Annotated in this window: 12 protein-coding genes; all 12 read right to left on the bottom strand. The window is 71.6% G+C overall.

The features are described 5' to 3' along the window. Genes rfbC through ACZ7L6_RS08540 form a run of 12 tightly spaced genes read right to left on the bottom strand, consistent with a single transcriptional unit; the run spans position 1 to position 12,995 of the window. Positions 1-552 (bottom strand): dTDP-4-dehydrorhamnose 3,5-epimerase, encoded by a 552-nt coding sequence (gene rfbC / locus ACZ7L6_RS08485; protein ID WP_471921225.1) that lies wholly within the window; start codon positions 550-552, stop codon positions 1-3. Then, complete coding sequence (locus tag ACZ7L6_RS08490) at positions 549-1,769, bottom strand: polysaccharide pyruvyl transferase family protein (protein ID WP_471921226.1); 1,221 nt, start codon at positions 1,767-1,769, stop codon at positions 549-551. Before ACZ7L6_RS08490 ends, rfbC begins: the two co-directional genes overlap by 4 nt. Next, on the bottom strand, positions 1,766-2,713 hold the full coding sequence (locus ACZ7L6_RS08495) for a glycosyltransferase family 2 protein (protein ID WP_471921227.1): 948 nt from the start codon (positions 2,711-2,713) through the stop codon (positions 1,766-1,768). The genes ACZ7L6_RS08490 and ACZ7L6_RS08495 overlap by 4 nt, the downstream gene beginning before the upstream one ends. After that, the gene (locus ACZ7L6_RS08500; protein WP_471921799.1) at positions 2,710-3,999 is read right to left on the bottom strand and encodes a hypothetical protein; all 1,290 of its coding nucleotides are present in this window, start codon (positions 3,997-3,999) and stop codon (positions 2,710-2,712) included. The genes ACZ7L6_RS08495 and ACZ7L6_RS08500 overlap by 4 nt, the downstream gene beginning before the upstream one ends. A 5-nt stretch (positions 4,000-4,004) precedes the next feature. Continuing rightward, entirely contained in the window at positions 4,005-5,288 is a 1,284-nt protein-coding gene (locus ACZ7L6_RS08505; RefSeq protein ID WP_471921228.1) for a DUF4910 domain-containing protein, read from the bottom strand. Beyond that, positions 5,276-6,301 (bottom strand): NAD-dependent epimerase/dehydratase family protein, encoded by a 1,026-nt coding sequence (locus ACZ7L6_RS08510; protein ID WP_471921229.1) that lies wholly within the window; start codon positions 6,299-6,301, stop codon positions 5,276-5,278. The genes ACZ7L6_RS08505 and ACZ7L6_RS08510 overlap by 13 nt, the downstream gene beginning before the upstream one ends. A 3-nt stretch (positions 6,302-6,304) precedes the next feature. Beyond that, positions 6,305-6,955: a PIG-L deacetylase family protein gene (locus ACZ7L6_RS08515; RefSeq protein WP_471921230.1), complete on the bottom strand. Its 651-nt coding sequence runs from the start codon at positions 6,953-6,955 to the stop codon at positions 6,305-6,307. Further along, entirely contained in the window at positions 6,952-7,746 is a 795-nt protein-coding gene (locus tag ACZ7L6_RS08520; protein WP_471921231.1) for a glycosyltransferase family protein, read from the bottom strand. The genes ACZ7L6_RS08515 and ACZ7L6_RS08520 overlap by 4 nt, the downstream gene beginning before the upstream one ends. Then, positions 7,743-8,996 carry a class I SAM-dependent methyltransferase gene (locus tag ACZ7L6_RS08525; RefSeq protein WP_471921232.1) on the bottom strand — a complete coding sequence of 418 codons (1,254 nt, stop codon included), beginning with the start codon at positions 8,994-8,996 and terminating at the stop codon, positions 7,743-7,745. Before ACZ7L6_RS08525 ends, ACZ7L6_RS08520 begins: the two co-directional genes overlap by 4 nt. Then, a complete protein-coding gene (locus ACZ7L6_RS08530; RefSeq protein ID WP_471921233.1) occupies positions 8,997-10,220 on the bottom strand; it encodes a glycosyltransferase in 1,224 nt (407 codons plus the stop codon). A 2-nt stretch (positions 10,221-10,222) separates the two neighbouring features. Further along, a complete protein-coding gene (locus tag ACZ7L6_RS08535) occupies positions 10,223-11,461 on the bottom strand; it encodes an O-antigen ligase family protein (protein WP_471921234.1) in 1,239 nt (412 codons plus the stop codon). Between the two features lies 1 nt (position 11,462). Then, the gene (locus ACZ7L6_RS08540; RefSeq protein WP_471921235.1) at positions 11,463-12,995 is read right to left on the bottom strand and encodes a right-handed parallel beta-helix repeat-containing protein; all 1,533 of its coding nucleotides are present in this window, start codon (positions 12,993-12,995) and stop codon (positions 11,463-11,465) included. Between the last annotated feature and the right edge of the window lie 12 nt (positions 12,996-13,007).

The raw sequence follows: 13,007 nt of genomic DNA on the forward strand, positions 1-13,007 counted from the left end.
TCAGTTCTCTCTTTGCTTCAGGACCTCGGTGAGGCTCGGTGCCTCCCGGTCCCGCTGGGACATCGATGTGACCGGCAGCGGCCAGGGGATGGCGAGCTCCGGGTCGTCGAAGGCGATCGTCACGTCCTCGGACGGATCGTGCGGGCGGTCGATCCGGTACGAGGTGTCGGCGGTTTCGGTCAGCGCCTGGAAGCCGTGTGCGCACCCCGCCGGGATGTACAGGGTCGTCTGCGTCTCGCCGGACAGCTCGAAGAAGGCCCGGCCCAGGTAGGTCGGCGAGTCCGGCCGCAGGTCCACGACGACGTCGAAGATCTTCCCGTACGAGCACCGCACCAGCTTGGCCTCGCCGGCGCCGGAGCGCAGGTGCAGGCCGCGCAGCACGCCCCGGACCGAGCGGGACAGGCTGTCCTGGACGAAGGCGTGCGGGTCGAGGCCCACCGAGCGGACCACGTCGGCGTCGAAGGTGCGGCAGAAGAAGCCGCGTTCGTCGGCGTACGGCGTCGGCTCGAACAGGTACGCGCCGGCGATCTCCGGGACTTCGGTCGCTTTCATGAAGCCTTCCGCAGGGGGTGAGTGTGGTCGGTCGCTGGGAACAAGGCCGCGGTCAAGGCCGTGAACTGCTGCTTCAGTTGCCGTGCGGCGACCTGGTTCCGCTCGGTGAGGGTCTGCCGCAGCTCCGCCGAGTGCTTCTCCAGGTCCCGGAACTGTTCGAGCAGCCGGTCGGCGTCGACCTCGCGTGCCGGATGGCAGTACGCGCCGAGGCCCATCCGGTCCATGAGCGCGTCGCTCTTCGTCGCATAGGTGACGGCGAGCGTCGGCGTCCCCGTCTTCAACGCGCAGATCAGATTGTGGTAGCGGATCGCCACCACGGTGTCGGCAGCCGCCATCTCGTTCATCAGGTCGGCCAGCGAGGCCGTCTCGGCAGCGGTGACCAGCGGCGAGTCCACCGCGTCGAGGATCGCGGCGACCACCGGCGCGTCGCACTCGTCGCCGGTGAGCAGCCGGACCGGCCTGCCCTCCTCGACCAGCGCGCGGACGAACCGGATCGTCCCGTCGAGGTAGCGCCCGTATATCTCGTCGGCCCGGGCGCGGTCGTCGTTGCCGCCGTGGAAGTCCATGACGCCGACGCAGACCGGGCCCGGCGAGCCCGAAGGCGCGCTCGTCGGCGGCGTCGGCAGGGCGAACGCGAGGTCCGGGTAGGCCTCGTCGCGCCCGGTGTCCACGCCCATCGCCCGCATCGCGTCGCGGGACAGGTCGTCCCGGTACGACCGGTACGCGGCCAGCCGCGCCGACCAGCGCACCAGGGCCCGGGTCGGCCGGTTGCCGATCGGGGCCGCGCCGACACCGACCAGCGCGACCCGGGTACGCGTCAGCCGGCCGGACGCGCAGAGCAGGAACAGGGAGTACGGAAAGCCCCACGGCCGCAGCGGCAGCGTGGCCTCCAGGACGCCCATGCCCGGCACGATCACCACGTCGTGCCGGCGCACCCAGGCGGCGGTGCGGAAGGCGTCGACGAGTTTGCCCAGGCCCTTCCCCGCGACCGCGCCCGCACGCGACGCGGTCCGGTACTCCCCGCGGTACCAGTGCAGCCGCGTCGCGGGGATCCCGTACCGGGCCGCGACGACCTCGGGTCCGCCGCACAGCGCGTCCACGACCGCCTCCGGGTGCTCGGCGCGCAGGTACCCGAGCACGGCCTCCAGCGACCCGTCGTTGCCGAGGTTGCCGGAGCCGAGCAGGCCGAACACCCCGACGCGTGGCGCGGTCTTCATGCCCGCCGCCCCTCACGGCCGGCGACGAGCGCGTCGACCGAGACGGAGAGCTTGGCCGGGTCGACGGGGGCGCGGTCCTCGACCCGCTCACCGGCGCCCGGGCGGGCCCGGCTGGTCATCCACGCGGCCAAGTGGCGGTAGCACGCGCGGCGTTCGGCCGAGGACAGCGGCGCCCGCCGGATCGCCGAGACGAAGCCCCACACGTACTCGGCCAGCAGCCGCGGCGTCGGATGCAGCGGACCCGCCCGGCGCGGGTCCAGGTTGACGCACCGGGAGCGCTTGGACGGGTTCGCCCGCTCGGCGCGGGTGGGGTGGTCGCGGCGGAAGTACAGCAGCTCCGGCACCTGGTGGAAGGGCCCGTGCAGGCCGATCTCGGCGACGAACGTGCGGTCCGCGTGGTGGTAGCTGTCGTGCGGCTTCACCCGGCGCAGTACGTCGGCCCGCATCACCCCGTAGAAGTCGTCGCCGCCCGGTTCGAACAGCATGCTCCGGAAGCGTTCGGGCGCGTACGGCGAGGCGGTGGCGAGCGTGTACTCGTACGGGACCTTCACCTTCCCGTCTTCGTCGATGACTGCCTGGTCGGCGTGCGCGAGGATCACCTCGGGCCGCTCGTCCAGCGCCTCCACGCAGCGCCGCAGCAGGTCGCGGGCGTACAGGTCGTCGTGCGAGGCCCACTTGAACAGCTCGCCGCGGCACTCGGTGAACACGTAGTTGTGGTTCGGTGCGGCGCCGATGTTCCGGGTCAGCCGGATGTACCGGATGCGGGAGTCCTGCGCGGCGTACTTGCGGCAGATGCCCTCGGTCCCGTCGGTCGAGGCGTTGTCCGAGATGACCAGCTCGAAGTCCTCGTAGGTCTGGCCGAGCAGGGCGTCGAGCGACTCGGCCAGGTACTCCTCGCCGTTGTACACGGGCAGGCCGATGCTCAGCCGGGGGTGCGCAGTCATGGCGTCCTCACTTCGCGAAGGGTGTTCCGGTGGTGCTCACGCAGGGCGGACCGCAGCTGCAGCCACCACAGAGCCGAGCCGCAGAGGGTCGCCGCGGCGACGCCCCAGGCCGAGCCGACCGTGCCGGCCACGGCCGCTCCGCCGAGTCCGCCGCCGACGTAGCAGGCGGAGGCGAACAGTTGGGCCCGCAGGCTGCGCCGGGCCGCGCCGAGCGCGCGCAGCCCGGCCGCCGCGCCGGTGCCGAGGCCGGCGCCCGCGACGCCGAGCGTGACCGGGACGATGAGCTCGGAGGCGGAGCTCCACACGCCGCCGAGCACGAGTTCGCCGAGCCGGTCCGGCACCAGCAGCAGCGCGCCGCCCCAGAGCAGCGCGGCGACGGCCTGCCCGCCGCCCAGCAGGAGGCAGAACGCGCCGAGGCGGTGCGGGGCCCGCCGCAGCACGCGCGCCGCCTCCGCGACGGTGACCAGCGACAGGCCCATCAGCACGGCCATGAAAGGGCCGAGCAGCAGCTCGGCGCCCCGGACCACGCCCACCGCGCCGACCCCGACGATCACGCCGAGCCCGTACGCCCGCAGCTGGCTCGCGCCGCTGTTGCTGACGTTCTCGACCAGGTACCGGGTACCGAGGTCACGGTGCGCGCGAAGCCACTCGCGCGCTCCGGCCGGCCGGGGCCGGATGCCGGACTGGAAGCAGCCGTACACCGCGGCCACCGCGGCGGATCCGCCCCAGGCGAGCACGAAGGCGGACACGCTGCCCACGCGGGCCGCCACCACCATGGCGGGGACGAGCGCGACGCCCCACACGAGGTCGTTGACGAACGCCTTCCGCCCGGCGCCGGCGGCGAAGAACGAGAACCGCCACGCGTCCTGCAGCAGCAGCCCGGGCAGGACGACGCCGAGGCAGGCGAAGGCGGGCCCCACACGGCCGCTCACGCCGAGGCCGACCACCAGACACGCCGCGCCGAGGGCGGCGCCGACGTTGAGCGCGGCACCCGACGACCGGGCCACTGCCCCGCGCCAGGACGCGTCCGGCACACCGCTGAAGCGCACCACGAGCGGGTCGGTGGCCAGGCCCCGGGAGACGTTGAGCACCACGCCGTAGGTCACCCAGGCGAGGCTGAACACGCCGAAGGCGGTCACGCCCAGCGAGCGGGCCACGTAGATGCCCACCGCGAAGTTGGACATGCTGGAGGCCGCCTGGTCGGCCAGTCCCCAGGACAGCCGGCCGGCGAGGGCCCGCCGGGTGGACCCGGCCGGTGCCGTCGTCTTCTCCCCCCGGGCGGTCATCAGCATCATGCCTTGATCAGCCCGGCGCCGTGCAGGGCGTCGGCCGCGGCGGCGACGGTGCCGAACGGCAGCCCGGAGCGCTCGGCGACGTCCAGCAGACTGTGCTCGCCGTCGGAGAGGTTGAGCACCCAGAGCATGGCCATCTGCGCCTGCTTGGTGTCGCTGCGCCCGCCGAGCGCGTCGTACAACCCACGCCTCCCCAACTGCGGTTCGCCGTAAGGGCTGAGGTTGACGTACTGGCGGTTGCGGTCGAGCACGGCGAACGCCTCGCGGCAGACGGCGAGCGTGTCCGCCATCGCCTCGGGCGAGACGAAGTCCAGGTTGTCCGCCGAGGTGTGGTACTCGGGATAGCCCGCGTACGGGGTCCGGGTGAGCGAGCCCACGCCCAGGTTGAAACCGGGCGAGCAGAACTGCCGCTCGTCGTAGCCGTACGGCGTGAACTCGGCGACACGGTGCGGGCGTTCGGACGCGGTCAGCACATGCTGCATCACCCGGTCGATCTCCGCGTCGCCGCGCCTGCTCTGCTTGTACGTCAGCTGCCCCGGGTCCCCGGCGCAGGCCAGCACGACGCCGTGCTTGACCCGCTCCACCCGCTCGGCGTTCCGGGCCAGCCAGGTGATCGCCCCGATGGTGCCGGGCGCGAAGAGGAACCGGTAGGTGTAGTACGGCGTCCGCTCCGCGAGCGCCCGGGCCAGGAACGTCGCCACCGCGATGCCCGCCAGGTTGTCGTTGGCCAGCGACGGGTGGCAGACGTGGCAGGAGACGATCACCTCGTCGGGGACCTGCCCGGGGACGACGTGCTCCGCGTAGGTGAGGTGGCCGTCGGCGAGGGTGGAGTCGATGCGGACCTCGTAGTCGCCGTCCGGCATCGCGTCCAGGGTCTCCTGGGCCAGGCAGAACCCCCATTCCGGCTTGTAGTAACTGGTGCGGTACGGCACCCAGTTCGGGTGCTCGGGCAAGGTGTGCAGATGTCCGCGCAGTTCGGCCAGCGGCAGGGTCGCCGACACCGGCACGCTGTAGCCGAGCACGTGCAGGCTGGAAGCGGCGAAGTCGACGACCCGGTTCCCGGCGGCGTCGGCGATGTACGCGTCGCGGATGTTCCACTCCTGCGGCACCGTCCAGTCGAGCACCTGCGTGCCGGTCGGCACCTCGTGCCTCTGGAGCGGGATGTACTGCCCGACGATGTCCAAGGTGGCGCGCACACCGTCGCCGGTGATGCTCCGGCACAGCGGGTACATCCGCTCCACCAGCGCGTACATCTCCTCGCCGATCTCGGTCACGGGCGCCACCGCAGGGTGTCGTCGACGGCGCCGGACTCGGACGCCGCGCGCAGCACGGCGAGGCGGGTGAAGCGCTGCTCGAAGCCCTCCCGGGTCAGCCCGTGTGCGCGGTAGGCGTCGGCGAGTTGGAGCGCGCCACGCTTCACCGTCCACTCGCAGTCGAAGCCGGGGATCGCGCCCCGGAACCGGGAGAAGTCCACCCGGTAGGAGCGCGGGTCGGCCCCGTTCTCCCCGGTGATCCTCACCTTGGAGCCGGGCACCGCCTCGGCGACCTGGTCGGCGATCTCGGCGACCGTGACGTTGTTGGTCTCGCTGCCGATGTTGAACGCCTGGTCGTGCACCGCTTCCCGCGGCGCGGTCAGCGCGGCCGTGAAGGCCCGTGCGATGTCGGCGGCGTGCACCAGTGGCCGCCAGGGCGTGCCGTCGGACATCACCAGCACCTCGCCGGACAGCAGCGCGTGGCCCACCAGGTTGTTCAGCACGATGTCGGCGCGCAGCCGGGGCGAGTAGCCGAAGGCGGTGGCGTTGCGCATGTACACCGGGGTGAAGTCGCCGTCGGCCAGCTCGTGCAGGTCGTCCTCGACCCGCACCTTGGACTCCGCGTACGGCGTCACCGGGCGCAGCGGGGCGTCCTCGCCCACCAGGTCGTCGCCGCCGGCGGCGCCGTAGACCGAGCAGGTGGACGCGTACAGGAAGCGCCGCACTCCGGCGTCGCGGGCCAGCCGGGCCAGCCGTACGGACGCGTGGTGGTTGATGTCGTAGGTGAGCTCCGGCGCCAGCGATCCCAGCGGGTCGTTGGACAGCGCGGCCAGGTGGATCACGGCGTCCACCCCGGCCACGTGCTCGGCCGTGACGTCGCGCAGGTCCACCCGGTGCCCCTGCGGGTCGGCGGGTGTCGGGCCGAGGACGCAGTCGGCGAACAGGCCGGAGTCGAGGCCGACGACTTCGTGTCCGGCGGCCTTGAGGACCGGGGCCATGACGGTGCCCAGGTAGCCCTGGTGTCCGGTCAGTAGTACGCGCATGGTTCAACCCCCCAGGTTGAGCGTGAGTTTGGTGACGGCGAACGCCTCGGCGTATCGCTCGTGGCATTCGATGCCGCGGATCCGTGCCAGCCCGAGGAAGGCTTCGCGGTCGTACCAGGGCCGGTGCCGCTGCGAGGGGTAGTGCTCCTGCAGCAGCCGTACCTTTTCTTCGGCGATCTCCGACGACAGCGGCTGGTACGCGGCCATACGGCCGAGGTCGCCGTCCCACTTGACGATCTCGTAGCCGAGGACCAGGTGGTCGCGGAACGCGGTGGGTATCAGCTGCGCCAGGCCGCGGTGGTCCTGGTGGGCGTCGTCGGTGCGCGGGGCCAGGATCAGGTCCGGGTCGGTCTGCGCGCGCAGTTCCTCGACCGCGGCCTTGGCCTCGTCCCAGTGCACGGGCATCCGGCCGTCCGGCAGCTTGTGCACGGTCAGCCGCAGGTCGGCGCCCGGGCAGAAGGCGGCGAGCGCGGCCTGCTCCTCCTGCTCCCGCTCGGTGCCGCCGCCGGAGAGCACCAGCGCGTCGACACGGAGACCGGGCCGTGCATGGCACAGCGTCAGCAGTGTGCCGCCGGCGCCGATGGCGATGTCGTCGCAGTGCGCGCCCACCGCGACGATCCGGTCCGGGCGCCGCCCGGCCCCGAGGCGGATCACGCGCTCACCGCCGCGCTGTCCTGCTCCCACACGGCCCACGGGCGGTCGCCCCGGGCGTAGGCCTCGTCGAGCGCGGCCCGCTCCTTCACCGTGTCGGTCGGCTTCCAGAAACCGCGGTGCTGGTGCGCCACCAGGCGGCCGCGCTTGGCCAGTTGGGCGCATCCGTCGGCGACCAGGTCCCCGTTCTCCGGTATGTGGTCGAAGACCTCCTGGCGGAGCACGAAGTAGCCGCCGTTCTCCCACAGCGGCATGTCGCTCACCGCGGTGATGCCCCCGACCAGGCCGTCCTCGCCCAGGTCCACGCAGTGGAACGACGACTGCGGCGGCACCACCATCATCGACGCCCCGGCGTCACGCCGGGCGAAGTTCTCGATCATCTCGGGCAACGGAGCGTCGGTGAGGACGTCGGCGTAGTTGGCGAGGAACATCTCGTCGCCGTCCAGGTGGTGCCGCACCCGGCGCAGCCGCTCCCCGATCGGTGACTCGATGCCGGTCTGCGCGAACGTGATCGTCCAGTCCGCGATGTCGGTGGACAGCAGCTCTGTCTGCCCCTTGCGCAGCACGAAGTCGTTGGACGTCGTCTCCTCGTAGTTGAGGAAGAAGTCCTTGATGTGGTGCGCCCCGTACCCGAGGCACAGGATGAACTCCTTGTGCCCGAAGTGCGCGTAGTAGCGCATGACGTGCCAGATCAGCGGGCGCGGGCCGACCATCGCCATCGGCTTGGGCACGTCGTCCGCGGCGCCGCTCCGCATCCGCATCCCGTAACCGCCGCAGAACAGTACGACCTTCATCGCTTGACCTCGACAATGCTCAGTTCCGGGATGGGGAAGACCAGGCGGCCGCCCCATTCGTGCACGAAGGAGAGCTGTTCGGTCAGCTCGGCCCGCAGGTTCCACGGGAGGACGAGGACGTAGTCCGGCTTGTCGGTGGCGATCTGCTCGGGCGGCAGGATCGGGATGCGGGTGCCAGGGGTGAACCTGCCGTGCTTGTAGGGGTTGCGGTCGACCGTGTACGCGAGCAGGTCGGGGCGGATACCGCAGTGGTTGAGCAGGGTGTTGCCCTTGCCCGGGGCGCCGTAGCCGACGACCGTCTCACCGCGCTCGGCCGCCTCGATGAGGAACTTGAGCAGGTCCCGGCGCACCTTGGCGACCCGCGCGGAGAACTCGGTGTACCCGGACAGCTCCTGCAGCCCGGCGGCCTTCTCCCGGGCCAGTACGTCGGCCACCCGCCGGCTCGGCTCGCCGGCCACCTCGGACGGCCGGGCCCACAGCCGGATGGAGCCGCCGTGCGTGGGCAGCAACTCGACGTCCACGAGTGTGAGTCCGCCGCTCGCGAGGGCCCGGATCGCGGAGGCGACCGTGTAGTACTGGAAGTGCTCGTGGTAGATCGTGTCGTACTGGTTCTCCTCGATCAGCGTCAGCAGATGCTGCACCTCGATGGAGACCCAGCCGTCGTCGGCGACCAGGGCGCGCAGCCCCTGGGTGAACCCGATCACGTCGGGGATGTGCGCGTACACGTTGTTGGCCACGACCAGGTTCGCCGGGCCGTGCTCCTTGCGTACGGCCGAGCCGGTCTCCGGGCTCAGGAACTCCGTGAGCGTGGGCACACCCGCCTCGCGCGCCGCCGCGCCGACGTTCACCGACGGCTCGATGCCCAGGCAGCGGATGCCCCGCTCCACCACGTGCCTGAGCAGGTATCCGTCGTTGCTCGCGACCTCGACCACGAAGGCGTCGGAGCCGTCGGAGCCTTCGGTGTCGAGTCCCACCCGCTGTACTGCGTCGGCGACGAACCGGCGCGCGTGCTCCACCCAGGACGTCGAGTACGAGGAGAAGTACGCGTACTCCTTGAACGTCTCCTCCGGCGTGATCAGCGGCGGGATCTGCGCCAGCCAGCAGTCGGTGCAGACCCGCAGGTGCAGCGGGTACGCGGGCTCCGGCTGATCCAGTTGGTCCGCGGCGAGAAAGCTCTCGCACGGCGGCGTCGCCCCCAGGTCGACGACGCTCGCCAGCGTCGCCGAACCGCAGAGTCGGCATCGTGTCATCTAGTGCCCCCCATTGATTCCGTCCCCCATTGATTGCGCCCGCCCCGCGATCGCGGCGCGGTACTCCTCCTCCAGGCGCTCGAGCCCGACGTCCGGGCTGAAGCACTTCTCGTAACGGAGCCGGGCCGCCTGGCCCATCTCCCGGTTGCGGTCCGGCCCGGCCGCGATCCGGCGTATGCAGGACGCGAGCGAGGCGGGCTCGCCCGGCCGGTGCAGCAGCCCCGTCACCCCGTCCTCGACGAGTTCGACGAAGGCGCCGTGACCGGCGGCGACAGCCGGCACCCCGGCCGCCATCGCCTCCGCGACCACGAGGCCGAACGTCTCCTGGGCCACCGAGGGAGCCACCACGGCGACCGACCGCGCGACGGCCTGCCGGACCTGGGCCGGGTCGAGCAGACCGGCGTACCGCACGTCGTCCCGGCCCGCCGCCCAGGCGGTCACCTCCCGCTCCAGCGGCCCCGCGCCGGCGAGCACGAGCGGCACGCCGACACCGCCGTCCGCCGCGACCTCGTCCCATGCGGCCATGAGCAGCCGCACCCCCTTGGCCTCCGCGAGCCGGCCGAGAAAGAGCAGCTGCTCTCCGTCGCCCACCCGGCAGGCGCCGGGGTCGGGTACGAAGTTGTGCTTCACCGTCAGCAACTCGGCCGGCATGCCGGACCGCACCAGGACGTCGCGCTGCGCCGCGGAGATGCAGAAGAACCGCTCCACGCCCGACCACCACCGCCGCCGGTTGACCGACAGGCTCACCGCGAGCGGCACCGTCGCAAGGCGCGAGCCCCGGTAGCAGCCGTGCCGGACGGCGGGCAGCGGCGCCGCCGAACCGACGCACTCGGTGCACAGCCGGCCGTCCCGTTGCAGCGTGCCCGGCGGGCAGACCTGGGTGTAGTTGTGCAGCGTGGCGACTGCGGGCACGCCGGCGTCGGCACAGGCGGCGAGGACCGCGGGCGACAGGAGCGGGAAGACGTTGTGGATGTGCACCACGTCCGGCCGCTCGGCGCGGAGCTTGGCGGTGAGCTCCGTGCGGACCGCCGGGTTCCACGGCACGAGCAGCGGCACCGCGACCTTGCCGAGCAGGGACCGGCCGGCGATGTCGTCGCTGCGCCGCTCGAACACCTCGACCCGGTGGCCGGCCGCGCGCAGCAGCGCCACCTCCTCGTCGACGACCCGGTTCTCGCCGCTCGGCTGCGCCGAGGAGTAGCGGTTGTGCACCACGATGACGTGCATGGTCAGCTCACCTCCCGATCCCGGGCCCAGCGCGGGATACCTGGTCGTGGGACTGGGGGTGTCGAGAGCGGTGTGGCCGCGGCGGGTGCCGCCAGCAGCGAGGCGGCCAGGGCCAGATGCAGCAGATACGGCGAGGCGTCGCCGAGCCCGGCCTCGGTGTACGACGAGAGCGCGACGTAGCTGATCAGGAAGATCGCGCAAGCCCTCGGCAGCGACGGCGGCCGCAGCAGCGCGACGCCGCCGAGCACGAGGATGACGGCCGCCACGATGGTGACACCGATCAGACCCTGCTCGTTGTAGACGGCCAGCCAGCTGTTGTCGATCGGCAGCCCGCCGAACGACTTGTCGCCCAGGCCCACGCCGAAGAACTGCTCCGCGCTCGTCCGGGGCGCGGCCAGCAGGGCGTCCCAGACCTTGGCCCGACCGGTGAGGCTGGTGAAGTACTCCTTGGTCTGGCCGCGCAGGAACCACGCCTGGAGCGCGGAGGCGAACCCCACCGCGGCCACCGTGACCACCAGCACCGACCACGCGAAGAACCGGCGGGCGGCGGGGCTGGTCAGCAGCAGCGAGCCGATCGCCAGCGCCAGCCCGACGAGCAGACCGACGGTCGCCGTCCGGGTGTGGGTGAGCGCGAGCAGGACGAGTGACGGGACGATGACCACCGCCGCACTGGCCTTGTCGACCTGGCGGCCCAGGAGAAGCAGCACGGTCAGCCCGATGATCACCGCGGTGTACTGCCCGATCTGCGGCGGGGTGAGCGGCCACAGCGCGCCGACGAGGCGTCCGCCGTAGAGCTCGGGCATGGCCGCGCCCGGTGAGATGGCCAGGCCTGCGGCCACCGACACGAGCACCGCGAAGTACATACGGATGTGGTAGCGGACGAACGTCAGGCTGCCGTCCCACCAGCGGCTGACCAGCCACAGTGTGCCGACGAAGAGGGTCAGCCGGGCGCAGCGGAACAGCGCGCCGAACCCGGACTCCAGGTGCACGCTGGAGATCACGCTCGGCACCAGCAGCAGGGTGAGCAGGAACACGAAGGCGCTGGGCCTGATGCGCAGCCGTGTATTGAGCGCGAGCGCCAGCGCGAACGCGACGGCCAGCGAGCCCATGGTGACCAGCTGGATGAGGGAGCGGGGCAGCGGGACGATGGTCTTCGCCCCGGCGGAGCCGAGCGTGTTGAGGCCCAGCAGCAGCCAGACGATCCCGACGGCCTTCGGTGTGGTGGCGGGGTCACGGTCCATCTCAACCACCGGCCCGTTTCGCGAAGGTGCTGCCCGCGTCCTGCCGGTACGGCGGACCCTGCCACTCGGCCGAGTCGAGCACCTGGCTCGGGTCCTGGACGACGAACTGCCACGAGCCGCGGTAGACGTTGTCGTGCCAGCGGTTGTGCTGCTTGCGGGTGATCGCCTCGGCCACCCGCTTGCCCTTGTACGGTGACCAGTCCGGATAGGTGCCGTAGTTGGAGAGCACCGCCATGCGGTCGCACTTCTCCGTGCACTTGACGACGGACTTGTCCAGGACGAAGCGGTTGTCGTGGATGTCCACCCGCTGGGTCTTCCACCGGCAGTCGGCGTACAGCGGTGCGCGGGCGATCGCGGGTTTCGCGCAGCGGTCCTTGTCCTTCACCAGCAGCGTGCAGTCACCGGAGGAGGTGTTGGCCGGGCTGTTGCAGAACCGGTCGGCGTTCTCCCACAGGGTGATCCCGTTCCAGTTGTTCTCCAGTACGTTCCGGTAGACGTCGATCTTGTCCGTGCGGGCTTCGACGCGCGGCTCGCCGCCGGCCTCGGACAGGTAGACGGTCCCGAACGGGAAGTCGTCGCCGCGCCCGGCGGACCTGCGGCCCTCGACCCAGTTGTTCCGCCGGATCGTGTTGTTCCGGATGACCGCGTTGTAGCTGATCTCGTAGATCAGCGCGGCGCCGTCGTTCTCCTCGATCAGGTTGTGCTCGATGCGGAAGTCGTTGTTGTTGGTGTCCGCCCACAATCCGGCTCCGCGGTTGTCGTGCACCCAATTGCCGCGGATCTCGGCGCCGTTGACGGCCCAGAACTTGATGCCTCCGGTGCAGCCGCAGCCGGGCTTGCGCCGCTCCCAGTCGCCGGTGTTGTTGCCGACGACCTCGTTGCCCTCGACCACCAGGTCGCGGATGGTGTTGCCGGTCTTGTACGCGTTCATTCCGTACTGGCCGTTGTCGCGCAGGCAGTTGGCGCGGACCTGCTGGCGGGCACCGGCCATCAGCCCGGCGCCGTCGTTGTCCTGGATCGTGCTGTGCTCGATCACCCAACCGTCGGCCATGTCGTGGTTGACCACGCCCTCGTCGGTCGGTGCCACGAAGCGCTGCACGGTCAGGTAGCGGATGGTGACGTCGTCGGCGGTGCCGCTGAACGCGTACGCGTTCTTCTTCCGGCCGTCGAGAACCGCGCCCGGCGCGCCCAGGTAGCGGTTCCCCTTCTTGGGCATGACCTGGGCGTAGCGGTCCGGCTCGAGCCGGTGCGTGCCCGGTCGCAGCCAGAACGTGGTGCCCGGCGGGTTGCTCTTCGTCTTCTCGGCCAGGTCACCGACCACATCGGGGTCAACCGTCACCGCATCCGTCGGCGCCTTCGCGGGCCCGGCCTCGGGCTTGGCGCACACCCGGGCCACGGCAGACGCGGCCCCGGACCCGGACGGCGAAGCGGCCGGTTTCGCCGGTGTGTCCGGCGAGCTCGTACAGCCGGCCGCCGCCAGCAGGGCCAGCGCCAGCGGTGCCGCGGGCAGCGCCCGACGCCACTTGATCCCCACGGGTCCCCTCCC

Source organism: Streptomyces sp. NPDC107522 (assembly GCF_055657525.1).

Coding starts and splice junctions, on each gene's coding strand:
- rfbC (WP_471921225.1), bottom strand. CDS start 552: ATGAAAGCGACCGAAGTCCCGGAGATCGCCGGCGCGTACCTGTTCGAG.
- ACZ7L6_RS08490 (WP_471921226.1), bottom strand. CDS start 1,769: ATGAAGACCGCGCCACGCGTCGGGGTGTTCGGCCTGCTCGGCTCCGGC.
- ACZ7L6_RS08495 (WP_471921227.1), bottom strand. CDS start 2,713: ATGACTGCGCACCCCCGGCTGAGCATCGGCCTGCCCGTGTACAACGGC.
- ACZ7L6_RS08500 (WP_471921799.1), bottom strand. CDS start 3,999: ATGACCGCCCGGGGGGAGAAGACGACGGCACCGGCCGGGTCCACCCGG.
- ACZ7L6_RS08510 (WP_471921229.1), bottom strand. CDS start 6,301: ATGCGCGTACTACTGACCGGACACCAGGGCTACCTGGGCACCGTCATG.
- ACZ7L6_RS08520 (WP_471921231.1), bottom strand. CDS start 7,746: ATGAAGGTCGTACTGTTCTGCGGCGGTTACGGGATGCGGATGCGGAGC.
- ACZ7L6_RS08525 (WP_471921232.1), bottom strand. CDS start 8,996: ATGACACGATGCCGACTCTGCGGTTCGGCGACGCTGGCGAGCGTCGTC.
- ACZ7L6_RS08530 (WP_471921233.1), bottom strand. CDS start 10,220: ATGCACGTCATCGTGGTGCACAACCGCTACTCCTCGGCGCAGCCGAGC.
- ACZ7L6_RS08535 (WP_471921234.1), bottom strand. CDS start 11,461: ATGGACCGTGACCCCGCCACCACACCGAAGGCCGTCGGGATCGTCTGG.